The following is a 26,961-nucleotide window of genomic DNA, read 5'->3' as shown; positions in this document are numbered from 1 at the left end:
ATCGGGTAGGAAACTTCAGCTCAGACGGCAATCCCTTTGCGGCATTGCAGTTGTGCGGTACGCACTCGCGAGAACGCGCGGCCCAGGCGCAGGAGCATTTCGTCGATGTTGGTTTTGCTTACGGTGAGGGCCGGAGTGAAGCGCAAACAGTTGGCTTGCGGGGCGTTGAGCAGCAGGCCTTCGTGGAGGGCGGCGTGGACCACAGCTTCGGCGGAATCGTCTGACAGGGTCAATCCGTAGAACAGGCCCTGGCCGCGCAACTCACCGTGGTCGTAACGGTGCGCCAATCGGGCCAGACCTTCACGCAGGTGCTGACCGTTATCGTTGATCTGCTGGAGAAAGCTGCGGTCGTGCACGCTGTCGAGAACTACCAGACCGGCCGCCGTCATCAATGCATTGCCGTGATGCGTGCCGCCCAATTCGCCGGCCTCGAAACAGCATGCTTTGCCCCGCGCCAGCAGCGCCGCCAATGGCACACCGCCGCCAAGTCCTTTGCCGAGCACGACGATATCGGCGCGCACGCCGTAGGATTGTTCGGCGAGCAAAGTACCGCAACGGCCGATGCCGGTTTGTACTTCGTCGAGGATCAGCAGAAGGCCCAGCTCACGGCAGAGACGTTCGACACCCTTGAGGTAATGCTCGGTGGCCGGAACGACGCCGGCATCGCTCTGGATCGGCTCCAGCATGATCGCTACTGTCTGCGCATCGACCGCCGCGTGCAACGCCGGCAAGTCGTTGAACGGCACCAGATCGAAACCCGGCAGCAACGGCGCAAAACGGTTGTGCAGGTTGCAACTGTCGGAGGCGGAAATCGTCGCCAGGCTGCGACCATGACAACCCTGCTTCGCAACGATAATCCGCGAGGCGCCGCCGCGATGCAGTTGGCCCCATTTACGCGCCAGTTTGATCGCCGCTTCACAGGCTTCGCTGCCGCTGTTGAGCAAGTAGGCCTGATCGCTGGAAGTGGCAGCGCACAGACGCTCGGCAAGGCTGAGCATGCCGCGATTATGCAGATTGAAACCGGGATTGATCAGCGCTTGCGCCTGACTGTTGATGGCTTTGACCAGCGCCGAAGGGCTGTGGCCAAGACTGTTGGCGCCACCGGCCTGGGAAAAATCGAGGTACGCGCGGTCGTTACTGTCCCACAACCACGAACCCTGCCCCCGGACGAACACCTGCTGCGGCCGTTCGACGCTGGGCATCAGCCTTTCAACGCTAAGATTTTCGCTGCTTTCAGCAGGATTGGCCTCGAAGGCGAGGTCATCAAGACTCGGCGTCTGGCGCCGCAAACCGAACAGATTCATTGAAAAACACCTCGTTTCAGGTGTTTTGAACTGCCTATGCAAACACTGTCGAAGCGAACGCTATTCATCGCGCTTTCTGGCCCTGTAAGCCTTATGAATGCGGTTAGACTAGGCGCACTGACGCCTGGGGGCCATTTCGATTTCCCAGCATTTTCGATAAGCATTACTTATGGATTTCAAGCAACTGCGTTATTTCGTCGCGGTCTACGAGGAAGGTCATGTCGGCCGGGCGGCGGAACGCCTGTCGATTTCGCAACCGGCGCTCTCGCAGCAGATCCGCCAGCTCGAACAGAACCTCGACGTCACCCTGTTCGAACGCAGCAGCAAGCGCCTGCTGCCTACCCTAGCAGCGCACACCTTGTACAACCACGCGTTGCCGTTGCTCGATGGTTTGCAACGGGCGCGCGAGGCGTTGGGAAATTTCAAAGGACAGGCCTTGCGTACGCTGGCGATTGGCGTGCTGCAAACGGTTCACACCAGTCTGGTGCCGCAAATGCTCGAACGGGTGCGCAAGGCGCAGCCGCATCTGGTGGTGCAGATTTATGAGTTGACCGGACTTGAGATCGAGCGGCGACTGCTCAACGGTTCATTGGACATCGGCATCAGTTATCTACCGCCGCGCCAACCGGGTCTGCACGGCGTGATGCTCTACGAAGATGAACTGACGCTGGTGATCCCGGCGGATCATCCGTTGCGTGAATTCAAGAAAGTCTCAATGCGCCAGGCCGCCGAGTTGCCAATGTTGCTATTGGGCGAAGAGTTCCAGATCCGCCAGATTTGGCAGGCACAACTGACCGCCCTCGGACGCCGCCCGCAGGTGCAAGCCGAGCTGAACAATATGGTGGGAATTCTCGACAGTCTGCCGCACACCAGACTGGTGACGGTGCTGCCGGGGCGTTCGCAGAAGGAATACGACGATCAGGATCTGCTGTGGAAACCGCTGAGCGAGCCACGGGTGCCGCTGAAGGTTGGGTTGGTCTGTCGCGATGTGCAGCGTCAGCAGGCGCCTTTGGCGCTGTTGCAGACACTGCTGGAAGAAGTGATGGAGCGCGAAGTGAAGCCGACGCTTGATCCGATGGCCTGACTACTTTTCTGCAGGCAAAAGAAAACCCCGCCGAAGCGGGGCTTTGCAGACTGTTTCCCTGACATCCATTTCACTCCGCCACCCTGGCAGAATCCTACGTGTCCGTGTTGTTGCTTTGCGCTTCCTGCGCGACGTCCATGAAATGTAGATTAGCCGTGGATCCAATCTACGCATATGGGAGAACAGCAGCACGTCATGTAAGAGAATGCTTACATAACGTCATCGCATCAGAATTGCGCCGCATCCAGCAGGAACAGCGATTCGCTACCGGCCTTCACCGACGCACTCAACGAGTGAATACGCGGCAGCAAACGGGCGAAGTAGAAGCGCGCGGTGCCCAGTTTGCTGGCATAGAAATCGTCCTGTGCTTCTTTGCCCAGTGAGGCTTTGGCCATCAATGCCCACATGTAGGCGTAGGAAACGTATCCGAACGCTTGCAGATATTCGACCGAAGCCGCGCCGATTTCGTTCGGGTTGTTTTTTGCCCGATCCAGCAACCACGAGGTCAGTTCGTCGAGAGTGTCGACGGCATCGTTCAGCGGCTTGGTGAATTCGCCCAGATCGGCACTGGCGGAAGCGGTGAAGTGGCGAATCTCGTCAGCGAACAGCTTGTAGAACGCGCCGCCACTGCCGACGATCTTGCGCCCGACCAGGTCCAGTGCCTGAATGCCGTTGGTGCCTTCGTAGATCTGGGTGATGCGCACGTCGCGCACCAGTTGCTCCTGGCCCCACTCGCGGATGTAGCCGTGGCCGCCGAAAATCTGCTGGCCGTGCACCGTGGTTTCCAGTCCCAGATCGGTGAGGAATGCCTTGGCCACAGGCGTCAGCAACGCGACCAGATCTTCCGCACGCTTACGGGTGGTGGCATCTTCGCTGAACTTGGCGGTGTCGAGTTGCATCGCCACGTACGTGGAGAACGCCCGGCCGCCTTCGTTCGAGGCTTTCATGGTCAGCAGCATGCGACGCACGTCCGGGTGAACGATGATCGGGTCAGCGACCTTGTCTTTGTTCTGCGCGCCAGTCGGCGAACGGCTTTGCAGACGGTCGCGGGCGTATTCAACGGCGTTCTGATACGAACGCTCACCGGTGGCCAGGCCTTGGATGCCGACGCCGAGGCGCTCGTAGTTCATCATGGTGAACATCGCGGCCAGACCTTTGTTCGGCTCGCCGACCAGATATCCCACGGCTTCGTCGAAGTTCATCACGCAGGTCGCGGACGCCTGGATGCCCATTTTGTGTTCGATCGAACCGCAGTTCGCCGGGTTACGCGCGCCCAGGCTGCCGTCGGCATTGACCATGAATTTCGGCACGAGGAACAGCGAGATGCCCTTCGGGCCCGCCGGGGCGTCCGGCAGTTTCGCCAGTACCAGATGGATGATGTTTTCGGTGAGGTCGTGTTCGCCACCGGTAATGAATATCTTGGTGCCGCTGACCTTATAGGAACCGTCGGCCTGAGGCTCGGCCTTGGTACGAATGATCCCAAGGTCGGTGCCGGCGTGCGGCTCGGTCAGGCACATGGAACCTGCCCAGACGCCGGCGTACATGTTCGGCAGGTACGCGGCTTTCAGTTCTTCACTGGCGTGAGCGTTGATCGAGAGACACGCGCCGGCGGTCAGCATCGGGTACAGACCGAAGGACAGGCTGGCGGAGTTGACCATTTCTTCAACCTGCGCCGATACGGCTTTGGGCATGCCCATGCCGCCGTATTGCGGATCGCCACCGACGCCAACCCAGCCGCCTTCGGCGTAAGTCTGATAAGCCTGTGGGAAACCGGCTGGAGTGGTGACGGCGCCGTCAGCCCAATGGCAACCTTCTTCGTCAGCGGCACGGCTCAGCGGCGCGATGCTTTTGCTGGTGACCTTGCCGGCCTCTTCGAGAATGGCTTCAACGGTTTCGGCGTCGACGGTCTCGGCCAGCGCTGGCAGTTCAGCCCAGAGTTTGGCGACTTCGAACACTTCATTGAGGACGAAGCGCATATCGCGCAGCGGCGCTTTGTAGTCAGCCATGGCAAACCTCGCAAGATCTAAACGGTGATTCGTGGAAGGGTGTTTTCGTTGAGCCGGAGTGTACCTCAACAACTTTTGCGACACATAGGGTCAACCAGTGACTGTTTTGTTGTTTTTAGTCATCAAAAAAAGATCACAGCCTTCGCCAGCGCCTACAGGTAAAACACGATCCTATGTAGGAGCTGCCGAAGGCTGCGATCTTTTGATCTTCCTTAAAGCGCAAACAGTTCAGCAGGCAACTTCATCAAACAATCACTCCCCGCCTCAATCGCCGACCGATGCGCCGCCGTACGCGGCAACAGACGCTTGAAGTAAAACTCGCACGTCGCCAATTTCCCGCGCAGGTAATCCGCCTCGCCCTCGCCCGCCTCCAGTTGCGCCTGCGCCACCAATGCCATACGCAACCACAAATAGCCGAGAATGATGTAACCGCTGTACATCAAATAATCCACAGACGCCGCGCCCACTTCATCCGGGTTCTTCATCGCCGCCATGCCGACCTTCATGGTCAGGTCGCCCCACTGTTGGTTCAGCTCATTGAGCTGCGCAACGAAATTGCCCAGTTGTGGATGCTCAGCATTGGTCACGCAGAACTTGTGGACGATCTTGGTGAAACCGCGCAGCAACTTGCCCTGACTGCCCAGCACCTTGCGCCCGAGCAGGTCCAGCGCCTGAATGCCGTTGGTGCCCTCGTAGATCGGTGCAATCCGGCAATCGCGCACCAACTGCTCCATGCCCCATTCACGAATGAAACCGTGGCCGCCAAACACCTGCATGCCGTGGTTGGTCACTTCCAGCCCGGTATCGGTCATGAATGCTTTGCAGATCGGCGTGAGGAACGCCAGCAAGTCCTCAGCCTCCTGACGCGCCTCGGCATCGCTGCTCAGATGCGCGACATCAAGCAACTGCGCGGTGAAATACGTCAGCGCACGATTGCCCTCGTTGAAGGCCTTCATGGTCAGCAGCATACGCCGCACGTCAGGGTGGACGATGATCGGGTCGGCGGCTTTGTCCGGGGCTTTGGCACCGGTCAGCGAACGCATCTGCAAACGGTCGTTGGCGTATTTGATCGCGCCCTGGAAACTCGCTTCACCCAGACACAAACCCTGCATCCCGGTGCCAAGGCGTGCATGGTTCATCATGGTGAACATGCAGTTCAGGCCCTTGTTCGGCTCGCCGATCAGGTAACCCTTGGCGCCGTCGAAGTTCAACACGCAAGTGGCCGACGCCTTGATGCCCATTTTATGTTCAATCGAACCGCAGGAAACGCCGTTGCGCGCGCCCGCCTCGCCTGCAGTATCCGGCAAGAATTTCGGCACGATAAACAGTGAAATGCCCTTGGTCCCGGCCGGCGCATCCGGCAACTTGGCCAACACCAAATGGATGATGTTGTCGCTCATGTCGTGCTCGCCGGCGGAGATGAAAATCTTGCTGCCGGTGACCGCATAACTGCCGTCAGCCTGAGGTACGGCGCGGGTCTTGATGATGCCCAGGTCGGTGCCGCAATGGGCTTCGGTCAGGCACATGGTGCCGGTCCATTGCCCGGCGGTGAGTTTGCTCAGATAAGTCTTTTTCTGTTCAGCGCTGCCGTGGGCATGGATCGCCGACATCGCGCCGTGGGTCAGCCCCGGGTACATGCCCCAGGACGTGTTGCTGGAGCCGACCATTTCGCTGATCACCAGCCCCAGCGAACTTGGCAGGCCTTGGCCGCCGTAGGTCGGGTCTGCGGCCAGACCGTGCCAGCCGCCCTCGACGTATTGTGCGAAGGCCTGCTTGAAGCCTGTAGGCGTTGTCACCACACCGTTGTCGAAATGGCAGCCCTCTTCGTCGCCGCTGCGATTGAGCGGCGCCAGAACGTTCTCGCAGAACTTCGCGCCCTCTTCGAGGATCGCGTTGATCATGTCCGGGCTGGCGTCGTGGGCGCCGAGGATGGCGTAATTGGCGTGGAAGTCGAAGACGTGGTCGATCAGAAAGCGCATGTCGCGCAGGGGAGCTTTGTACTCAGGCATGGTGGCTTCTCCGTCAGCAGATTTCCTCAACCTACTGCCGGCCACCACGCCAAACAATCATTGTGCAGACGCTGAATGCGCCGTCATCACTCAACCTGCGGCCGTGTCCATGCGCACCGCGCCACGGCGGTTTTGTCCGTACGCCATCACGCAGTTACGCCCCGCGCCTTTAGCGGCGTAGAGCGCCTCGTCGGCGGACTTCAGCACTTGTTCCGGGTTGCGCTGCTCCACTCGCTCGGCGACGCCGATGCTCACTGTCACCGACACACTGGACGCACCCGAGCCGGCGCGGCGCTGACGACCTTGCTGATCGTCCTGTGGACGGTTTTCCTGATTGCGCAGTTGAATGCTGTAGGAGGCAATCGACTCGCGGATCACCTCAAGATGCGGCATGCACTCTTCAAGGGTTTTGCCTGCGAACACCAGGGCAAATTCCTCACCACCGTAGCGATAGGCCCTACCGCCACCGCTGATTTTCGACAGCTTGCTGGCGACCAGACGTAGTACCTGGTCACCGACATCGTGACCGTGGGTGTCGTTGAATTTCTTGAAGTGGTCGACGTCGCTCATGGCCAGCACATAGTTGCGGCCCAGGCGCTGCATGCGTTCGTTGAGCGCACGACGTCCCGGCAGACCGGTCAGTTCGTCGCGGAAGGCCATTTGATAAGCCTCGTGCGCAACGGCGGCGGCGATCATCAACATCACCTGACTGCACATGATGTTCAGGGTGAACGGCAGGATGAAGGTTTTCGGCAGCATCCAGAACACGCCGAGCAGGCCAACCAATTGTGCCGCATGCAGTGGACGCGGATTGCGCCAGTACTGCCAGGCCAACAGCAGGAACGCCGAGATGAATACCGGATAGGAAAGCTGGATCAGACTCATCCATGCGCCATGCAGCGCCGGCCAGCGGATTTCCGACAGCCACATCAGCAGCGCCTGGGGATAACTTTGCTCAAGGCCCAGCGCCACGCTGCCGAAGGCCAGCAGCACGGCGAAGCGCGCAACCATGTCCTGAAACAGATGCGTACGTTCCTGCCACGCAGCGAACAGGCCGAACAATAACGGCAGCAGCAAACACACAAGATGAAAGACCACCGCAGCGTCTTCACGGACCTTGCCGTTATCGCGGTAATAGTCGGTCTGGGTGTCGAGCAAAAAGTAGGCGATGTACACCGTGAGCATCAGAAACAGTTCGCGCTGACGTCGGTAAACCGCGCAATAAGCGCCACCCAACAGCAGCACCAAGGTCGGCAACACATTGAACAGCGAAGTGAAGAACACGCTGAGGTCTTTGACGTACGCAGCCGCCAACCCCGCGAGTAACAACAGCAGTGAAGGTAGGAAATGACTGAAACGTACAGCGGAAGAACGCGGCAAGGGTAAAGCTCCGACCCGTCATATCAAAGAGATGGCATTGTGCCTGCAATGTGGCCAGTTAAGCACACACAATGTGATCCACATCACACGCAGTCTCTTTAACGGCAGAAAACCTGACTATCTGAGCGATTTGCCAAGTTTTTTGCCCGATTTGCCATGCTGGCCACCATCACTGATGGCCAGGCCTGGAAATATTCCTCACAAATCGTTGTAGAACGGCAGTAATGGCCCCTCCGCCGTGCTGCGCCCCTCGGCGCCGTAAGGCTTGAGATTGAGCGAAGCGTCCGCTGCCTGGCGGGTGGTGACTTTCGGGCTGGCGGGCCGTTGGGTCACCGCGTTTTCATCACCGATATGGCCTTGCGGGATGACCAGTGACGGATGATCGAACGGCGCCCGTTCCCAGGCCACACGCGGATCGGTCAGGCCGACTTCCATGAATTTCACCAACGCGTCGATCTCATCGGGAGTCAGGTTGAGGTTGGTCATGTCCGGATCGAGGTTCGACGTATTGTGCTGATTCGCCGAAGGATGCTCGAAACCGCTGGTGTTGTTGGCGTCCTCGCCGCGACGGTCGCCGCCACGGTTGTAGAACTCCATCACCTGTTTGAGCGTCGCGCGGCTGCCGTTGTGGAAGTACGGGCCGGTCAGCGCGATGTTACGCAAGGTCGGCGTCTTGAAGGCGCCGTCGACCGAATCACGGAAGTTGACGTTGGGTTTGAGCGTCGCGTCGCACGGAATCGCTGCGCTCAGCGGTGCCTCGAAGGTGCAGACATCGACGTCCAGCGGATCGGGAATGCTGCCGCCTTGCAACAGCTTGTTGTACTGGCGGCTGAAAGACCATGGGTTACCCCAGGCATCCGAGCCACCGAGCGCGAGGTCTTCTGAGGTCGGACGCACACCGGTGTTGTAGAAACCGTTGTCGTAAAGGGTGATCAGGTTATCGGCCATGACCATGCGTTCAATGCGCTCACGCGGGTGCATCAGCAGGCGGCTGGCGGCATTGGTCAGCTCCGCGCCGCCATGGCAGTTCACACATTTACCTTTGCCGAGAAACAGGTTCATGCCTTGGACCTGCTGCGCGTTCATGGCGGTTGAATCGCCTTGCAGATAGGCATCAATCGGCGCCTGGTCAGAGATCAGGGTGGATTCGTACATCTGAATCGCCAACCCGAAGAACAGCGGGAAGTTGGCTTCCATCTGCGTATACGGCGCACCGCCCACCAGCACATTTTGCGTGGCGTTCCACAGGCGTGGCTGGAAGGCGTTTTTGATCAATTCGCGATAGGTCGGACGCCGTGCGCCGGATACCGAAGCGAGCACCGAGTCGTTGGAAGAAATCCGCTGTTGCTTGAGCATCAACTGATCCAGCATGCGCCGGCCGATGTCGGCGAAAGTGCGGCCGCCGCAGGACATTTCCACCCCGCTACCCGGCGGTCCCACCGCTTGCGACGCGGCAGATGCGTCGTTGAGTGCCAGCCGGACTTTGCTTGCCACGGTGTTGCGCTCGCTGGTCACGTAAATGCCCGCATCGGGATCACGATTACCGAACGGCGAAAAACCGTTGAACACGTTGTTCGCGCGGCCATCCCAGAAGTTGCGCACGTTGAACGCAGCATTGATCACCGACGGCGCGTTGCGCCCGGTGCTGCGGCGTACGTTGATGCCGCCGACCTGGAAGATGCCGTCCGGTTGCTGGGTGCACTTGTCGAAGCGCGGTTGATTGGGTTTGACGAAGTTGGCGTCGAATACGCCTTGGGAGCCGACCACGTCATCGCTCGAGTAAACGATCGGCGAGTTGCGCTCCAGTGGGTTGCTCAGCACATGGGTCGGGAAATCGATTTTCTTCAGTGTGTAGTTAGGCCCGCCCTTGCCACCGGACAGCGTCGCGTAGGACGCCACGTCACCGGGAATGTCCGAAGCGACAAAAGGTTTGTTGAAGATCGAGGCGACGTTGGCATTGGTGTGCGCCTGGCCGGGGTTGAGTTGGTTGGTGATGCGGTGATCGACGCCAGCATGATAGTGGCAGGACGCGCACGCGGTGGCGCCATCGCTGCCGACTTCCATGTCCCAGAACAACGCCTTGCCCAGCAGGATAGCGGCGGAGCGGTTGAGCACGTAGTCGGTCATCAGGTCGACCTTGCGTCCGCCCTCGGTTCCGGAGGGATCGGGCGGCAGCATGCCACGCAAGGATTGCAGGCTTGGCACTTCCGGTACCGGCGGATCGACTTCGGCCGGTGTAGCGGCCATCGTGTTGAAAGTGGCGAGTGCAAGGGCTAACCAGACAAGTCGGCAGATGTTCATGTGCTTCACCCTGACGTTGTTGTTATGCGTTTTGCCGGGCGAGAGGCGTCGTGGAACAGCACAGGATTTCTCGTGAGCGCCGGTTAATCAGCGCAGTGCAATTAATTGGCCATCCTTCCGAGAAACATTTTGAATCAATAAACACGGAGAAGGCGCGCTGTCAGCTCACCGTTTCTGCTGGGGAAACATCCCCAGTGTTGGGGATAAATTCAGCGCAAAAAAAACCGCCGCCCCCAAAGGAGCAGCGGTTTTTCAAAAGACTGCGTTAAGGCTTAGTAGCCCAGTGCGAAGTCTTCTTCTTTCATGTCCATCAGGTTGTTGGCGCCCGACAGCATGGTGGCCACGTGCGTACGGGTACGCGGCAGAATGCGCTGGAAGTAGAAGCGCGCGGTTTGCAGCTTGGCGGTGTAGAACGCCGCGTCGCCACTGCCTTCTGCCAGCTTCTCGGCTGCTACACGAGCCATGTCGGCCCAGAAGTAAGCCAGGCAGGCATAACCGGAGTACATCAGGTAGTCCACGGAGGCCGCGCCGACTTCTTCGCGATCCTTCATGGCGGCCATACCGACCTTCATGGTCAGCTCGCCCCACTCTTTGTTGATTGCCGCCAGCGGTGCGACGAATTCTGCAACGGCTTCGTTGCCTTCGTTGTTCTGGCAGAACTTGTGGACGATCTTGGTGAAGCCTTTCAGAGCCTCGCCTTGAGTCATCAGCACTTTACGGCCCAGCAGGTCGAGTGCCTGGATACCGGTGGTGCCTTCGTACAGCATCGAAATGCGGCTGTCGCGAACGTTCTGCTCCATGCCCCACTCGGCGATGAAGCCGTGGCCGCCGTAGATCTGTACGCCGTGGTTGGCGGATTCAAAACCGACTTCGGTCATGAACGCTTTCGCGATCGGAGTCATGAAGGCCAGCAGTGCGTCGGCTTTCTTTTTCTCTTCTTCATCGACGCCGTATTTGACGATATCGACCTGTTTGGCGGTGAAATACACCATCGCACGGTTGCCTTCGGCGAACGCCTTCATGGTCAACAGCATGCGGCGTACGTCAGGGTGCACGATGATCGGGTCAGCGGCTTTTTCCGGCGCTTTCGGGCCGGTCAGGGAGCGCATTTGCAGACGATCACGAGCGTATTTCAGACCGCCCTGGAAACCGATTTCGGCGTGGGCCAGACCTTGCAGCGCGGTACCCAGACGTGCGGTGTTCATAAAGGTGAACATGCAGTTCAGGCCTTTGTTCGCCGGGCCGATCAGGTAACCGGTGGCCCCGTCGAAGTTCATCACGCAGGTGGCGTTGCCGTGGATGCCCATCTTGTGCTCCAGCGAACCGCAGGTCACCGCGTTGCGTGCACCGACGGTGCCATCAGCATTGGGCATGAACTTTGGAACGATGAACAGCGAGATGCCTTTGGTGCCAGCCGGTGCGTCCGGCAGGCGGGCCAGCACGATGTGGACGATGTTGTCGGCCATGTCGTGTTCGCCGGCCGAAATGAAGATCTTGGTGCCGGAGACTTTGTAGGAACCATCAGCCTGAGGTTCGGCCTTGGTGCGCAGCATGCCCAGGTCGGTGCCGCAGTGCGGCTCGGTCAGGCACATGGTGCCGGTCCATTCGCCGGACACCAGTTTGGTCAGATAGGCTTCTTGCTGCTCTGGGGTGCCGTGCTCGGAGATGGTGTTCATCGCGCCGTGCGACAGGCCTGGGTACATGCCCCACGACCAGTTGGCTTCGCCAACCATCTCGCTCACGGCCAGACCCAGCGACTCAGGCAGGCCTTGGCCGCCGTGCTCGACGTCATGCGCCAGGCTTGGCCAGCCGCCTTCAACGAATTGCTTGTAAGCCTCTTTGAAGCCCGTCGGGGTTTTCACGCCGGACTCGCTCCAGGTGCAACCTTCGAGGTCGCCCACGCGGTTCAGCGGTGCCAGTACCTGCTCACAAAACTTGGCGCCTTCTTCGAGAATGGCGTCAACCATGTCCGGAGTTGCGTCTGCGCAAGCCGGAAGGCTCTGATAGTGCGCTTCGTAGCCGAGCAGTTCGTCACGAACGAAGCGAATATCACGCAAGGGGGCCTTGTAGTCAGGCATAGCGATAAACCTCTGCTGATGTAACCGGGAATGAACGACCGTGTTGATTTGTTGTGACGGTCAAACAGTTGTTTGAAACATACGTTTACGCCGAAATCTTGTCAAGCATCGATCTTTTGCCGTTCGTCATCACATTTTTGAAAAGCCGGACACAGCAAACCGCCACGAACTCGAACGAGCCACGGGCGCTGAAAAAAGATTAGTTGAGAGAGAAGGACTTACAACGAAAAACGCCGCGACAAGGCGCGGCGTTCAGGGATGCGATGGCGAAAAATCAGGCGAACGTATCGATGATGGTACCGAGCACTTCGTCGGAAGCCTTGGCGACTTTCACGCCCAGCTCCACTTGAAATTTGCCTTGGGCCATCTGGACCATGTCGCTGCCCAGGTCCATTTGCTGACTGCGATCCACGCCACGCAGACGATCGACCTGCGCTTCCGAAGACTGGCTGGTGACCGAACGCTCAATAGTATTGTTGGCAATCTGGCTGGCAGCCTGATCAACGCGGTTCTGCCCGCTCTGAATCGAGCTCAGACCTGCATAAAAAGCTGTGTTACCGGAGATTTCCATAACAGTTCTCATCCTTGGGAAGGATCAATGGCTGCCATTGAACCAGAGGCGCCAGAAAAACACCCGTCAAAAACACTAATGGCACAGTGCCTGCCCATAGAGAAAAGCTTAGTCGAGCAGATCCAGTTGCAAATGATCCGCCACCGCTTCTGCGCTCAACGCCTTGAGTTTCGGCACGCGCCCCAAACACGGCGCCGGAATTCGCTCGGCCAGCGTCGCGAGGTTTTCTTCCAGCCGCGAAGTCTTCGGATCGATGATATTCGCCACCCACCCCGCTAATTGCAGGCCATCCCGAGCAATCGCCTCAGCCGTCAGCAACGCATGACTGATGCAACCCAGGCGCACGCCCACCACCAGAATCACCGGCAGCTTCAACGCAATCGCCAGATCCGACAAATTGTCCTGATCCGCCAACGGCACCCGCCAGCCACCCGCGCCTTCGATCAAAGTGAAATCGGCATTCATCGCCAGAATCTCGCGCATCGGCGCCAGCAACGATTGCACGGTCAAGGCCACTCCCGCCTCGCGCGCCGCCAGATGCGGAGCAATCGCAGGCTCGAACGCCACGGGATTGACCTGTTGATAACTCAGCGGCAACGAGCATTCGGCCAACAGTGCCAACGCATCGGCATTGCGCAAACCTTTGGGCGTGACTTCGCAACCGGACGCCACCGGTTTGCCCGCCGCTGTACTCAACCCGGCAGAACGTGCCGCATGCAGCAACCCGGCGGCCACCGTGGTCTTGCCGACATCGGTGTCGGTTCCGGTGATGAAATAGGCTGCGCTCATACGGGTTTCTCCAACACGGCGTAGACCACCTGATAAGTTGCCGGCAATCCCGACGCCTCACGGAACTGCTCGTAAGCTTCGACCAGCCCGAGAATCCGCGCGCGGCCGGTCAAACCGCCCGGCCGCCCCGGATTCAGATTGTGCGCACCTAAAGCTTTCAATTCATGCGTCAAGCTGCGCACATCCGGGTAATGCAGCACGTGAGGCTGATTTTCCAGGCTCAACGTACGCAAGCCACTGGCTGCACACAATTGCTCGTAGCGGGCGAACTCGCGGAAGCGATTGACATGCACCATCCCGTCGACTTGGCGCCAGCTGTCGCGCAACTCAAACAGCGTCCCTACACAAAGACTAGCAAACGCAAAAATCCCACCCGGTTTCAACACGCGAAACGCTTCGCTGAGCACTGTCTCGAAGTCCGCACACCACTGTACCGCGAGGCTGGAGAAGATCAGATCGCAAGTCGAATCCTGCAACGGCAGGCGCTCGGCATCGCCAGCAATGAAGTGCTCCGCGCCGCCCAGCGGGCGCGCGTGATCGAGCATACCCTCGGCAATGTCCAGTGCCACACCGTGGCCCTCGGCAAACCGCGAAGCCAACGCGCGGGTGAAATAACCCGTGCCACAACCCAGATCCAGCCAACGCGCCGGCACGAACTCCTGCGGCAAACGCTCAATCAACTGTGTACCGACATCACGTTGCAACTCGGCGACGCTGTCGTAACTGGCCGCCGCGCGGGAGAAAGAGGCCGCGACCTGACGCTTGTCAGGCAAGCCGCCAGGCAGCACTAGAGACAAATCAGTCATCACCGCACTCATGTAAAAAAGCCTGGATAGCACCCGCCAGTCCGTGGGGGTCTTCCAGAAGAAACGCATGACAGGCCTGTTCGATCAGACCGATTTCGATATCCGGCAACAGGACGAACAACGCCCCCGCCGCTTCCGCCGGGACCAGGCCGTCCTGTCCGGCGAACAGATGAAATTGCGGGCCGCGAAATGCTTGCAGTGCTTCGCGGGTGTCCAGTTGCGCGAGCAATTCCAGGCCCGCCATCAACGCCGACGGCGCCGTGTGCGGTGCGCCGCCGAGCATCAACCGCGACAAGCCGCGCGCATCTTGTGCACCTTGAGCACAGAGCAGCGAAAAACGTTTGAGGGTCAGCCGGGGATCGGCTTGGCAACCGGCGAGAAACGCATCGAAAGTCTCGCCGGGCATCGCGGTCGGCCACTGTTCATGGGCAACGAAGGAAGGATTGCTCGCCAGCGTCAGCAATCCGCAGCAACGCTCGCCACGGCGTGCCGCCAGTTCGGACGCGAGCATGCCGCCCAGCGACCAGCCACCGAGCCAGACGTCTTGTGGAATGCGTTCATCGAGTTCATCGAGCCAGTCTTGCAGGTCACTGGAATCCAGCTCCGGCAGCGGCTCGATTTCCACTTTCAGATGCTCGTCGAGCCCTTGCAAAGCGGCGGCCAGAGGCTCCATCGGCGACACACCGAGGCCCCAGCCGGGCAGCAGAATCAGGCGATCACGCATGGCTTGGCTCCGACGACAGTTGGGCAAAGCAATCGGCCAGTCCCTCTAACAATAGCTGCACCTGCGCTTCGTTGTGGGCGGCGGTCAGGGTCACGCGCAAGCGCGCGCTGCCGGCGGGCACGGTCGGAGGGCGGATGGCGGTAACCATCAGCCCGCGCTCGCGCAACATTTGCGAGAACCGCACCGCACGACCGGCATCGCCGATCATGATCGGCTGGATCGGCGTGAAGCTGTCCATCAACTCCAGGCCGATCTGCTCGGCGCCCTGGCGGAACTGGCGGATCAAGGTCTGCAGATGCTCACGGCGCCAGTGTTCAGTGCGCAGCAGCTCCAGACTTTTCAGGGTCGCGCAGGCCAGCGCTGGTGGCTGGCTGGTGGTGTAGATGTACGGACGGGCGAACTGGATCAGGCTTTCGATCAGCTCTTCGCTGCCCGCGACGAAGGCGCCAGCGGTGCCGAAGGCTTTACCAAGGGTGCCGACCAGTACCGGCACGTCCTCCTGACTCAAACCGAAATGCTCGACGATGCCGCCACCGTTCGCACCGAGCGGCCCAAAACCGTGAGCGTCATCGACCATCAGCCACGCGCCTTTGGCCTTGGCTTCACGAGCCAATGCCGGCAGGTCAGCGAGATCGCCGTCCATGCTGAACACACCGTCGGTGACTACCAGCGTATTGCCGCTGGCTTTCTCAAGACGCTTGGCCAGGCTCACCGCGTCGTTGTGCAGATAACGATTGAAACGCGCGCCGGACAACAGACCCGCGTCCAGCAGCGAAGCGTGATTGAGGCGATCTTCCAGCACCGTATCGCCCTGCCCGACCAGCGCCGTGACCGCGCCGATATTAGCCATGTAGCCGGTGGTAAAGAGCAATGCACGCGGTCGACCGGTGAGATCGGCCAGCGCTTCTTCCAGAGCGTGGTGCGGGCCGCTGTGGCCAATCACCAGATGCGAGGCACCGCCACCGACGCCCCAGCGTTCAGCACCGGCGCGCCAGGCTTCGATCACTTGCGGATGATTGGCCAAGCCCAGGTAATCGTTGTTGCAGAACGCGAGCAATGGTTTGCCGTCGACCACCACTTCAGGCCCCTGCGGGGACTCAAGCAGCGGTCGCTGGCGATAGAGATTTTCGGCACGACGGGCAGCAAGGCGTGCGGCGAGATCGAAAGACATGCAGGCCTCGACTTTCAAGTGACACAGATCCCTTGTGGGAGCGAGCCTGCTCGCGAATAGGCCTTCACATCCAACATCAATGTCGACTGAGGCACCGCTTTCGCGAGCAAGCTCGCTCCCACAGGGGTTTTGCATTCCTTCAGAGGAATCCGCGCAGCTTTTTACACTGCGGCGTTGTAGAACTGCTCACTGCTCTTCTGCTCCACCAGCGCCTGCTCGATCGCGGCCTGATGCACCTCATCGGAATGCTCTTCACGGGCTTCCGGTTGAATACCCAAACGCGCAAACAACTGCATGTCCTTGTCCGCCTGCGGGTTGGCGGTGGTCAGCAGTTTGTCGCCGTAGAAAATCGAGTTGGCGCCGGCGAAGAAGGCCAGGGCCTGCATCTGCTCGTTCATCGCTTCGCGGCCGGCGGACAGGCGTACGTGGGATTGCGGCATGAGGATACGGGCCACGGCGAGCATGCGGATGAAGTCGAACGGGTCGATGTCTTCGGCGTTTTCCAGCGGCGTGCCGGCGACTTTCACCAGCATGTTGATCGGCACCGATTCGGGATGCTCCGGCAGGTTGGCCAACTGGATCAGCAGATTGGCGCGGTCGTCCAGTGATTCGCCCATGCCGAGAATGCCGCCGGAACAGATCTTCATCCCCGATTCACGCACGTAGGCCAGCGTTTGCAGGCGCTCGCTGTAAGTGCGGGTGGTGATGATGCTGCCGTAGAACTCAGGCGAAGTGTCGAGGTTGTGGTTGTAGTAATCGAGGCCGGCCTTGGCCAGCGCCTCGGTCTGATCCTGATCGAGACGGCCCAGGGTCATGCAGGTTTCCAGGCCCAGGGCTTTCACGCCCTCGACCATTTTCAGCACGTACGGCATGTCTTTGGCCGACGGATGTTTCCACGCTGCCCCCATGCAGAAACGCGTCGAGCCGATGGCCTTGGCGCGTGCCGCCTCTTCGAGGACCTTCTGCACTTCCATCAGCTTTTCTTTTTCCAGGCCGGTGTTGTAGTGACCGGACTGCGGGCAGTACTTGCAGTCTTCCGGGCAGGCGCCGGTCTTGATCGACAGCAGGGTCGAGACCTGCACGCGGTTGGCGTTGAAATGTGCGCGGTGCACCGTTTGCGCCTGGAACAGCAAGTCGTTGAATGGCTGTACGAAGAGTGCTTTGACTTCGGCCAGAGACCAATCGTGACGCAGGGTGGCGGTGGTGCTCGCGCTCATGGGTAGTTCCTTGGTTATGCTTGGCTGGCGGCTGCGGGAACGGAATACCCACAGGCGCGACACGGATGTTCGGCATATTTAAGGAAGAGTCATGCGCTGTCAACCACGACACGAAGGACAGGTTTACATCTGTTTAAATAACGTACAATCCTGCTTGCTTTGCGATGAGCCGGCAGAAGCAGAAATGCCAATATGCGTGGCTTGCGAAACCGATCTGCCGTGGCTCGGCGATCACTGCGTCACCTGCGCTTTGCCTTTAGCCGCAGCGGGCCTGACCTGCGGCGAGTGCCAACTAGAGCCGCCAGCTTTCGAAGAGGTGGTGGTGCCATGGCTTTATGGCTTCCCGGTCGACAGTCTGATTACGCGGTTTAAACACAACGCGAAATGGCCGTTTGGCCACCTGCTCGCCGACGTTCTCGGGCAATACCTGCAACATCGCTTCGATGAGGGCTTGCCGAGGCCGGATGTGTTGTTGCCGGTGCCGCTGGCGCGTAAACGTCTGCGTCAAAGGGGCTTCAACCAGGCGGCGATGCTGGCGCGCTGGTTGAACAAGTCGCTTGATCTGCCAATTGAGGAAACTGTTCTGCGTCGTATCAAAGACACTGATGCCCAACAGGAGCTCGACGCCAAGTCGCGTAAACGCAATCTGCATAAAGCCTTCGACCTCATGCCTGACGCGCAGGTGAAAGGCCGGCATCTGGCGCTGGTTGATGATGTGTTGACCACTGGCGCCACTGCGCAGGCGCTTGCGCGTCTATTGATCGACGCTGGCGCTGCGCGGGTCGATGTCTATTGCCTGGCGCGCACGCCAAAGCCCGGAAGCTGAAGCCAACACATACTCCCTGTGGGAGCGAGCTTGCTCGCGAAGGGGCCAGAACATTCAAAATCAATGTTGACTGACACGCCGCTTTCGCGAGCAAGCTCGCTCCCACAGGGTTCTGTGTCGGGCTTGACTCTCGCGTCGCTAGCGGCCAACTTCATCCCCCACCGCCACAGCTAAAAAGCACCCATCCATGTCCATGCCCTCCCTGCTGTCCCAGCACATCGTCCGCCGTCCGCAGCGTATCGCGCTGCTGCAACATATCGCCGAACAGGGCTCGATCACCCGCGCGGCGAAAAGTGCTGGCCTGAGCTACAAAGCGGCATGGGACGCCATCGATGAGCTGAACAACCTCGCGCAGAAACCGCTGGTCGAGCGCGCCGTCGGTGGTAAGGGTGGCGGCGGCGCGAAACTCTCCAGCGAAGGCGAGCGCGTTTTGCGCCTGTACCAAAAACTGCAGGCCTTGCAGGCCCAGGTGCTGGAGGCAGCGGAAGACGCCAGTGATCTGGATCTGCTCGGTCGTTTGATGCTCAGAACCAGCGCACGCAATCAGTTGCACGGCAAGGTCGTGGCGATCGAAGCGCAGGGCCGCAATGACCTGATCCGTCTCGAACTGGCCGAAGGCCTGTGCCTCGACGCGCAGATCACCCATGACAGCACCGTGCACCTGGAGCTGCAAGCCGGCACCGAAGTGGTCGCCCTGATCAAGGCCGGCTGGCTGGAATTGCTCAGCAATGAGCAGCCTGCAACGTTTGGTCACAATCTTCTCAACGGCACCATCGAAGCGATCCTCGACGCCGAGGATGGCCCGAGCGAAGTGCGCATTGCCCTGCCCAACGGCCATATCCTCTGTGCCCTAGCGGAACCGTTGGACCTGCGCACTCGCGGGTTGGGCATCGCACAACCAGTGCAGGTGCAGTTTTCGCCGTCCAACGTGCTGCTCGGCACGCAGCTGTAATCAGGCGCTGCAACGAAAGCGTCATCGACGCTCATTAAGGTGGCTGCCAAAACCAAGCAGGGAGCCTGATGTGAGCCTATTAGAAGAAAACCAATCCACTGACCTGGAAAAAATGGTCGGCCTCAGCCGTCGCGGTTTCATCGGCGCCGGCGCGCTGTGCGGCGCGGCGATGTTCCTCGGCGGCAGCCTGTTGAGCCGCAGCGCGCTGGCCACTGGCGTCAGTGCCGGCAACAGCCGTCTGCTCGGTTTCGAGAGTATTCCGGCGGCAACCACCGACGTCATCACACTGCCCAAAGGCTACAAGTCTTCGGTGCTGATCAGTTGGGGCCAGCCCCTGCAAAAGAACGGCCCGGCCTTCGACCCGAGTGGCAACGGCACCGCTGCCGCACAGGAAGTGCAATTCGGCGACAACAACGACGGCATGAGCCTGTTCGCCTTCCCCGACGACCGCAATCGCGCGCTGATGGCGATCAACAACGAATACACCAACTACCGCTACCTCTATCCGCACGGCGGCATGCCGCAATCGGCCGAAGACGTGCGCAAGGCGCTGGCATGCGAAGGCGTCTCGGTGATTGAAGTGCAACGCAAGAACGGTCAATGGCAGTTCGTTCAGGGTTCGCGCTACAACCGCCGCATTCACGGCAACTCACCGCTGCGCATCAGCGGCCCGGCTGCCGGTCACGACTTGATGAAAACGGCGGCCGACAAACACGGCAAGAAAGTCCTCGGCACCTTCCAGAACTGCGCCAACGGCAAAACGCCGTGGGGTACTTACCTGACCTGCGAAGAAAACTTCACCGACTGTTTCGGCAGCAGCAATGCCCAGCAACAGTTCGACCCGGCGCAGAAGCGTTACGGTGTCTCCGTCGCCAGCCGCGAGATCAACTGGCACCCGTACGACCCGCGCTTCGACATGGCGAAAAACCCCAACGAACTCAACCGACACGGCTGGGTGGTCGAGATCGATCCGTTCGATCCGCAATCGACCCCGGTCAAGCGCACAGCGCTGGGCCGCTTCAAGCATGAAAACGCCGCACTGGCCGAGACCGACGACGGTCGCGCCGTGGTGTACATGGGCGACGACGAGCGTGGCGAGTTCATCTATAAATTCGTCAGCCGCGACCGCATCAACCATCGCAACGCCAAGGCCAACCGCGACATCCTCGATCACGGCACCCTGTACGTGGCCAAGTTCGATAATGGCGACAGCAACCCCGACCACCCGAAAGGCCAGGGCCAGTGGATCGAACTGACCCACGGCAAAAACGGCATCGACGCCAGCAGCGGTTTTGCCGATCAGGCTGAAGTGCTGATCCACGCGCGCCTCGCCGCCAGTGTTGTTGGTGCGACGCGCATGGACCGTCCGGAATGGATCGTCGTCAGTCCGAAGGACGGTCAGGTCTATTGCACCCTGACCAACAACGCCAAGCGTGGCGAAGACGGCCAGCCAGTCGGTGGGCCGAATCCGCGCGAGAAGAACGTCTACGGGCAGATCCTGCGCTGGCGCACCGAACGCGATGATCACGCTTCGAAGACGTTTGCCTGGGATCTGTTTGTGGTCGCTGGCAACCCGGGCGTGCACGCCGGCACGCCGAAGGGCGGCTCGAAGAACATCACCCCGCAGAACATGTTCAACAGCCCGGATGGTTTGGGCTTCGACAAGGCCGGACGCTTGTGGATTCTCACTGACGGTGATTCGAGCAATGCCGGGGACTTTGCCGGGATGGGCAACAACCAGATGCTCTGCGCCGACCCCAAGACTGGCGAGATTCGCCGGTTCATGGTCGGGCCGATTGGTTGTGAGGTGACGGGGATCAGCTTCTCGCCGGATCAGAAGACTTTGTTTGTCGGCATTCAGCATCCGGGGGAGAACGGTGGTTCGACGTTCCCAGAGCATTTGCCGAATGGCAAGCCGCGGTCGTCGGTGATGGCGATTACCCGAGAGGACGGCGGGATCGTCGGCGCCTGATCCACCGCCTTCGCGAGCAAGCTCGCTCCCACATTGGGAATGCGATCCCCTGTAGGAGTGAGCCTGCTCGCGATAGCGTCAGCACAGACACCAAACCCCTAAGGGCCTGCCATCTGCGCTACCATGCTGGGCCGGACGCGGCAGCCTGCTGCGCGCAGGAGTCAGCATGGCCCACCCGTTTGAAACCCTCACACCCGACCTCGTCCTCGATGCCGTTGAAAGCATCGGCTTCCTCAGTGATGCGCGCATTCTGGCGCTCAACAGCTATGAAAACCGCGTTTATCAAGTCGGCATCGAAGACTCCGAGCCGCTGATCGCCAAGTTCTACCGCCCACAGCGCTGGACCAACGAAGCCATCCTCGAAGAACACAAATTCACCTTCGAACTGGCTGACGTCGAAATCCCCGTGGTGGCGCCGCTGATCCACAACGGCGAAACCCTGCACGAGCACGCAGGTTTCCGCTTCACCTTGTTCCCGCGTCGTGGCGGCCGTGCGCCAGAGCCGGGCAATCTCGATCAGTTGTACCGCCTCGGTCAGTTGCTTGGGCGGATTCACGCGGTCGGCGCGACCAAACCGTTCGAACACCGTGAAGCCCTCGCCGTGCAGAACTTCGGCCACGCTTCGCTGAACACCTTGCTCGAAGGCAATTTCATTCCGAAAAGCCTGCTGCCGGCCTACGAGTCCGTCGCCCGCGACCTGCTCAAGCGCGTGGAAGATGCCTACGCCAACACACCGCACCAGAACATCCGCATGCACGGCGATTGCCACCCCGGCAACATGATGTGCCGTGACGAGATGTTCCACATCGTCGACCTCGACGACTGCCGTATGGGGCCGGCGGTGCAGGACATCTGGATGATGCTCGCCGGGGATCGTCAGGAATGCCTGGGGCAGTTGTCGGAACTGATGGACGGCTACAACGAGTTCCACGACTTCGATCCGCGCGAACTGGCGCTGATCGAACCGTTGCGCGCCCTGCGCCTGATGCACTACAGCGCCTGGCTGGCGCGGCGCTGGGATGACCCGGCGTTCCCGCACAGCTTTCCGTGGTTCGGCACCGAGCGTTATTGGGGCGATCAGGTGTTGGCCTTGCGTGAGCAACTGTCCGCGCTGAATGAAGAGCCACTGAAACTCTTCTGATCCGCCTCCATCCTCTGTAGGAGTGAGCCTGCTCGCGAAGGCGTCATGTCAGTCAGCTTAATGTTGAATGTCAGTCCGTATTCGCGAGCAAGCTCGCTCCCACAGGGGGTGTGTGTTCACAAATTTCTGACCAATCAGCTACGGCACTCGCCGGCAAACCTCCTTACAATCCCTCCTTTGTCAGCTGCCTGAGCAAGGATTCTGCATGCAAGCCGCCAACCCGCGTCGCGGGTACATTCTGGGCCTGAGTGCCTACATCATCTGGGGCCTGTTCCCGATCTACTTCAAAGCCATTGCCGAGGTGCCGGCGGTCGAGATCATCATCCATCGGGTGCTGTGGTCGGCGCTGTTCGGGGCGCTGCTGCTGATGGTGTGGAAACATCCGGGCTGGCTGCGCGAGCTGCTCGACAACCCCAAGCGACTGGCGATTCTGGCCTTGAGCGGCACGCTGATCGCAGCCAACTGGCTGACCTACGTGTGGTCGGTAAACAACGGGCGCATGCTCGAAGCGAGCCTCGGTTACTACATCAACCCGTTGGTAAACGTGCTGTTGGGGATGTTGATTCTCGGCGAACGCCTGCGGCGGATGCAGTGGCTCGCGGTCGGTCTGGCGGCGGTCGGTGTGGCGCAACAGGTGTGGCAGGTCGGCAGTCTGCCGTGGGTATCGCTGGTGCTCGCGTTGACCTTTGGCTTCTACGGTCTGATCCGCAAACAGGCGCCGGTCAAGGCGTTGCCGGGGCTGGTGGTGGAAACCTGGATGCTGGTGCCGATCGCGATCGCCTGGCTGCTGTTCAACCAGACCGCAACCAGCGCTCAACCAGAGTTCTGGACTACGTCCCAAGCGTGGTGGCTGGTGGCCGCCGGACCGGTCACGTTGGTCCCGCTGGTGTGCTTCAACGCCGCCACGCGCCACTTGCCGTACACCACGATCGGCTTCCTGCAATACCTCGCACCGACCCTGGTGCTGTTGCAAGCGGTGCTGTTGTTCGGCGAGCACTTGTCGTCGAGCACGCTGGTCGCGTTTATCTTCATCTGGGCCGGTCTGGCCGTTTACAGCGTCGATGCGGTGATCAGTTTACGCCGGCGCAGCTGATCAAAAAACGCACAAACCTTCACAGGCCACGGTTCTCGTGGCCTGCATCGTTCCTTCCCAAGGTTATCCACAGCGTGATCCCCGCCGTTTGTGTGCAAGTCACTGAATGTTGGCGGTTTTTTGATCAGGTAGCGCAAAGCCACGGCGGGCCTGGCGTGGCGGGCTGTCTCTACAGGTTATCCACAGGCAGGTGCACGTTTAAACTGGATAACCTGATCGGCGCTTAAACGTCTGTGCGTAACACCAGTTCCACCATCAGATCATCGGCCAGGGTTTCCAGACGCGACTGCAAGACATCGAGCGACAAGGTCAGCGGCACCGCGAGAATCGCCTCGGCGTGAAACAACGGCTCGCTGCTCATCGGCGCCGGACGCACTTCCGTGACCAGCCTTTCCAGATTTACACCCTGCTCGCTCAACAACCGCGTGATATCGCGCACGATCCCCGGACGATCATTGCCCACCAGTTCCATGGCGATCGGTTTCCAGGTACAGGATTGCTCAATGCCACTCTCGGCAATCAGTACGCGAATGCCATGCGTCGACAATGCTTGTAGGGAATCGACTAATTCATCGTAAGCCTCCGCCGGCACGCCCACCCGAAGAATCCCGGCGAACTGCCCGGCCATCCGTGACATGCGGCTTTCCAGCCAGTTGCCGCCATGCTCGGCAATGCATTGGGCGATGCGCTCGACCTGTCCGGGCTTGTCCGGGGCAAAAACGGTGAGTACGAGATGGTCCATGGCGTCGCCCTCTTGTCATGACTTTTGTTATAGAAGGGGAAGTATAGGCAAGGGATGGTCAGGCGCCTCAGACGCCCGAAAAGACAAATCGTGTACAACTTTTTATATTTAGCTGGAACAATCCATCTGTTTTTTGAGAACATCCCGTTCCGCGATGTGACCGCAATGCGACATGAGGTCGCAGAACGACGTAATTAGTCTGATTTTCACAAGCGCAACTCATCATGTAGTATGCCGCAGCGCGCACTACATAACGCTGGATCGATGTCTGCCCAAGGCCTGTTCGCAACCCTGAAAGCCCCGTCAGCAAGGCCCCCAAGCCGTTGATTGGTCCCAGCCCAGCCGCCAGCAATGGCATGTACTGGTCGGCAGGTTTGTGGTTTAAATGGCCAGAGGCTTCATTGTCAAATTGAAGAGCTGAAAAGCGAAATAGCTGAGCAGAGTGAGGCAAGCAATGACTGAACACGTTCAAGTCGGTGGCCTGCAGGTCGCCAAAGTCCTGTTCGACTTCGTGAACAACGAAGCCATTCCCGGTACCGGCCTCACCGCCGAAAAATTCTGGGAAGGTGCCGACAAGGTCATTCATGACCTGGCGCCGAAGAACAAAGCCCTACTCGCCAAACGCGATGACTTCCAGGCTCGTATCGATGCCTGGCACCAGGAACGCAACGGTCAGGCGCACGACGCCGTGGCCTATAAAGCCTTCCTGCAAGAAATCGGTTATCTGCTGCCAGAAGCGGCTGATTTCCAGGCAACGACACAAAACGTCGATGATGAAATCGCCCGTACCGCCGGTCCGCAACTCGTTGTACCGGTGATGAACGCCCGCTTCGCTCTCAATGCTTCGAACGCCCGCTGGGGTTCGCTGTACGACGCCCTCTACGGCACCGACGCGATCAGCGAAGACGGTGGCGCGGAAAAAGGCAAAGGCTACAACAAGGTGCGGGGCGACAAAGTCATCGCCTTTGCCCGTGCCTTCCTCGACGAAGCTGCGCCATTGGCTGCTGGCTCCCATGTCGATTCGACCGCCTACAAAATCGCTGACGGCAAACTGCTGGTCACCCTTAAGGGCGGCAGTAACACTGGCTTGCGCGATGACGCACAACTGATCGGTTTCCAGGGCGACGCCAACGCGCCAATCGCCATTCTGCTGAAACACAACGGTCTGCACTTCGAAATCCAGGTCGACGCCACCACCCCGGTCGGCCAGACCGACGCCGCCGGCGTCAAAGACATCCTGATGGAAGCCGCGCTGACCACCATCATGGACTGCGAAGACTCCGTGGCCGCCGTCGATGCTGACGACAAAGTGGTGATCTACCGCAACTGGCTCGGCCTGATGAAGGGTGATTTGTCAGAATCCGTGTCCAAGGGCGGCCAGACGTTCACCCGCACCATGAACCCGGATCGCACCTACGCCGCGCCGAATGGCGGTGAAGTGACGTTGCACGGTCGTTCGCTGCTGTTCGTGCGTAACGTTGGTCACCTGATGACCATCGACGCGATCCTCGACAAAAACGGTAACGAAGTGCCGGAGGGCATTCTCGACGGTCTGGTCACTTGCCTGGCGGCGATGCACAACCTCAACGGCAATACCTCGCGTCGCAACACCCGTACCGGCTCGGTCTACATCGTTAAACCGAAGATGCACGGCCCGGAAGAAGCGGCGTTCACCAACGAGCTGTTCGGTCGCATCGAAGACGTGTTGGGCCTTACGCGCAATACGCTGAAAGTCGGGATCATGGACGAGGAACGCCGTACCACGGTCAACCTCAAGGCCTGCATCCAGGCTGCCAGCGAGCGCGTGGTGTTCATCAACACCGGTTTCCTCGATCGCACCGGCGACGAAATCCACACCTCCATGGAAGCCGGCCCGGTTGTGCGCAAGGCTGACATGAAGGCTGAGAAGTGGATCGGCGCGTACGAAAACTGGAACGTCGATATCGGTCTGAGCACCGGCCTGCAAGGTCGCGCGCAAATCGGTAAAGGCATGTGGGCAATGCCCGACCTGATGGCAGCGATGCTGGAGCAGAAAATCGCCCACCCGCTGGCCGGCGCCAATACCGCTTGGGTACCATCGCCGACTGCTGCTGCGCTGCACGCGCTGCACTACCACAAGGTCGACGTGTTCGCCCGCCAGGCCGAACTGGCCAAACGTGCTCGCGCTTCCGTCGACGACATCCTGACCATCCCACTGGCGGTTAACCCGAACTGGACGCCAGAGCAGATCAAGAACGAACTGGACAACAACGCTCAGGGCATTCTTGGTTACGTGGTACGCTGGATCGACCAGGGTGTCGGTTGCTCGAAAGTGCCGGACATCAATGACGTCGGCCTGATGGAAGACCGTGCCACGCTGCGTATCTCCAGCCAGCACATCGCCAACTGGCTGCGCCACGGCGTGGTCACCGAAGCGCAAGTGATGGAAAGCCTCAAGCGCATGGCGCCGGTGGTTGATCGTCAGAACGCCAACGACCCGCTGTACCGTCCGCTGGCACCGAACTTCGACAGCAACATCGCCTTCCAGGCGGCGGTCGAACTGGTGATCGAAGGCACCAAGCAGCCGAACGGTTACACCGAGCCGGTGCTGCACCGTCGTCGTCGCGAGTTCAAGGCTGCCAATGGCCTGTAAATTTGCGTAGATGGTGGATGTGAAAAAGCCCTGATCGAAAGATCAGGGCTTTTTTGTTTGTGCGCTGGGATTGGGTTTTGTAGTCGACTTGAGATCCATCCCCCTCACCCCAGCCCTCTCCCCCATGGGGTAGAGGGGAAAGGGAGCAGATCTGCATGCTTTT

At 59.8% G+C, this 26,961-nt stretch carries 20 protein-coding genes; 7 read left to right on the top strand and 13 right to left on the bottom strand.

The window, feature by feature from the left end:
• Positions 1 to 20: 20 nt before the first annotated feature.
• Positions 21 to 1,304, bottom strand: coding sequence for an aspartate aminotransferase family protein (locus GTU76_RS19165; protein WP_180699343.1), 1,284 nt, complete (start codon positions 1,302 to 1,304; stop codon positions 21 to 23).
• Positions 1,305 to 1,473: 169 nt separating this feature from the next.
• On the opposite strand from GTU76_RS19165, the gene GTU76_RS19160 reads away from it, so the two are divergent.
• Positions 1,474 to 2,388, top strand: coding sequence for a LysR family transcriptional regulator (locus GTU76_RS19160; protein ID WP_180699342.1), 915 nt, complete (start codon positions 1,474 to 1,476; stop codon positions 2,386 to 2,388).
• Positions 2,389 to 2,615: 227 nt separating this feature from the next.
• Here the strand turns inward: GTU76_RS19160 and GTU76_RS19155 are convergent, their stop codons facing one another.
• The 11 genes from GTU76_RS19155 to bioB all read right to left on the bottom strand — a co-directional run bounded on the left by GTU76_RS19155 (position 2,616) and on the right by bioB (position 17,440).
• Entirely contained in the window at positions 2,616 to 4,394 is a 1,779-nt protein-coding gene (locus GTU76_RS19155; RefSeq protein ID WP_016983162.1) for an acyl-CoA dehydrogenase C-terminal domain-containing protein, read from the bottom strand.
• 212 nt (positions 4,395 to 4,606) lie between these two features.
• Positions 4,607 to 6,403, bottom strand: a complete 1,797-nt coding sequence (locus tag GTU76_RS19150) for an acyl-CoA dehydrogenase C-terminal domain-containing protein (protein WP_180699341.1) — start codon at positions 6,401 to 6,403, stop codon at positions 4,607 to 4,609.
• A gap of 90 nt (positions 6,404 to 6,493) precedes the next feature.
• Positions 6,494 to 7,783, bottom strand: coding sequence for a GGDEF domain-containing protein (locus tag GTU76_RS19145; protein WP_016983164.1), 1,290 nt, complete (start codon positions 7,781 to 7,783; stop codon positions 6,494 to 6,496).
• Positions 7,784 to 7,981: 198 nt separating this feature from the next.
• Positions 7,982 to 10,084, bottom strand: a complete 2,103-nt coding sequence (locus GTU76_RS19140) for a cytochrome-c peroxidase (protein ID WP_180699340.1) — start codon at positions 10,082 to 10,084, stop codon at positions 7,982 to 7,984.
• Between the two features lie 272 nt (positions 10,085 to 10,356).
• A complete protein-coding gene (locus GTU76_RS19135) occupies positions 10,357 to 12,162 on the bottom strand; it encodes a phenylacyl-CoA dehydrogenase (RefSeq protein WP_016983167.1) in 1,806 nt (601 codons plus the stop codon).
• A 274-nt stretch (positions 12,163 to 12,436) separates the two neighbouring features.
• A complete protein-coding gene (locus tag GTU76_RS19130; protein ID WP_016983171.1) occupies positions 12,437 to 12,733 on the bottom strand; it encodes a hypothetical protein in 297 nt (98 codons plus the stop codon).
• 108 nt (positions 12,734 to 12,841) lie between these two features.
• A complete protein-coding gene (gene bioD, locus GTU76_RS19125) occupies positions 12,842 to 13,522 on the bottom strand; it encodes a dethiobiotin synthase (RefSeq protein WP_016983173.1) in 681 nt (226 codons plus the stop codon).
• Positions 13,519 to 14,328: a malonyl-ACP O-methyltransferase BioC gene (gene bioC, locus GTU76_RS19120; RefSeq protein ID WP_180699339.1), complete on the bottom strand. Its 810-nt coding sequence runs from the start codon at positions 14,326 to 14,328 to the stop codon at positions 13,519 to 13,521. The genes bioD and bioC overlap by 4 nt, the downstream gene beginning before the upstream one ends.
• Positions 14,321 to 15,052, bottom strand: coding sequence for an alpha/beta fold hydrolase (locus GTU76_RS19115; RefSeq protein ID WP_180699338.1), 732 nt, complete (start codon positions 15,050 to 15,052; stop codon positions 14,321 to 14,323). The genes bioC and GTU76_RS19115 overlap by 8 nt, the downstream gene beginning before the upstream one ends.
• A complete protein-coding gene (gene bioF, locus GTU76_RS19110; protein ID WP_180699337.1) occupies positions 15,045 to 16,223 on the bottom strand; it encodes an 8-amino-7-oxononanoate synthase in 1,179 nt (392 codons plus the stop codon). Before bioF ends, GTU76_RS19115 begins: the two co-directional genes overlap by 8 nt.
• A gap of 161 nt (positions 16,224 to 16,384) precedes the next feature.
• Complete coding sequence (gene bioB, locus GTU76_RS19105) at positions 16,385 to 17,440, bottom strand: biotin synthase BioB (protein WP_180699336.1); 1,056 nt, start codon at positions 17,438 to 17,440, stop codon at positions 16,385 to 16,387.
• Between the two features lie 91 nt (positions 17,441 to 17,531).
• On the opposite strand from bioB, the gene GTU76_RS19100 reads away from it, so the two are divergent.
• The 5 genes from GTU76_RS19100 to rarD all read left to right on the top strand — a co-directional run bounded on the left by GTU76_RS19100 (position 17,532) and on the right by rarD (position 23,424).
• Positions 17,532 to 18,266 carry a ComFC family protein gene (locus GTU76_RS19100; protein WP_180699335.1) on the top strand — a complete coding sequence of 245 codons (735 nt, stop codon included), beginning with the start codon at positions 17,532 to 17,534 and terminating at the stop codon, positions 18,264 to 18,266.
• Between the two features lie 187 nt (positions 18,267 to 18,453).
• Positions 18,454 to 19,218, top strand: a complete 765-nt coding sequence (locus tag GTU76_RS19095; RefSeq protein ID WP_180699334.1) for a TOBE domain-containing protein — start codon at positions 18,454 to 18,456, stop codon at positions 19,216 to 19,218.
• 70 nt (positions 19,219 to 19,288) lie between these two features.
• Positions 19,289 to 21,190 carry an alkaline phosphatase PhoX gene (locus GTU76_RS19090; protein WP_016983181.1) on the top strand — a complete coding sequence of 634 codons (1,902 nt, stop codon included), beginning with the start codon at positions 19,289 to 19,291 and terminating at the stop codon, positions 21,188 to 21,190.
• Between the two features lie 166 nt (positions 21,191 to 21,356).
• Positions 21,357 to 22,331, top strand: coding sequence for a serine/threonine protein kinase (locus GTU76_RS19085; RefSeq protein WP_016983182.1), 975 nt, complete (start codon positions 21,357 to 21,359; stop codon positions 22,329 to 22,331).
• A gap of 205 nt (positions 22,332 to 22,536) precedes the next feature.
• Complete coding sequence (gene rarD, locus GTU76_RS19080) at positions 22,537 to 23,424, top strand: EamA family transporter RarD (protein ID WP_093429936.1); 888 nt, start codon at positions 22,537 to 22,539, stop codon at positions 23,422 to 23,424.
• A 223-nt stretch (positions 23,425 to 23,647) separates the two neighbouring features.
• Here the strand turns inward: rarD and GTU76_RS19075 are convergent, their stop codons facing one another.
• The gene (locus GTU76_RS19075) at positions 23,648 to 24,166 is read right to left on the bottom strand and encodes a glycine cleavage system transcriptional repressor (RefSeq protein WP_007910018.1); all 519 of its coding nucleotides are present in this window, start codon (positions 24,164 to 24,166) and stop codon (positions 23,648 to 23,650) included.
• Positions 24,167 to 24,620: 454 nt separating this feature from the next.
• On the opposite strand from GTU76_RS19075, the gene GTU76_RS19070 reads away from it, so the two are divergent.
• Positions 24,621 to 26,798, top strand: coding sequence for a malate synthase G (locus tag GTU76_RS19070; RefSeq protein WP_180699333.1), 2,178 nt, complete (start codon positions 24,621 to 24,623; stop codon positions 26,796 to 26,798).
• Positions 26,799 to 26,961 lie beyond the last annotated feature (163 nt).

It is taken from the genome of Pseudomonas crudilactis (genome assembly GCF_013433315.1).
GTDB classification, from domain to species: Bacteria; Pseudomonadota; Gammaproteobacteria; order Pseudomonadales; family Pseudomonadaceae; genus Aquipseudomonas; species Aquipseudomonas crudilactis.
Note: the sequence above shows the minus strand (reverse complement) of the source record. Positions and strands in the feature narration are given on the sequence as shown.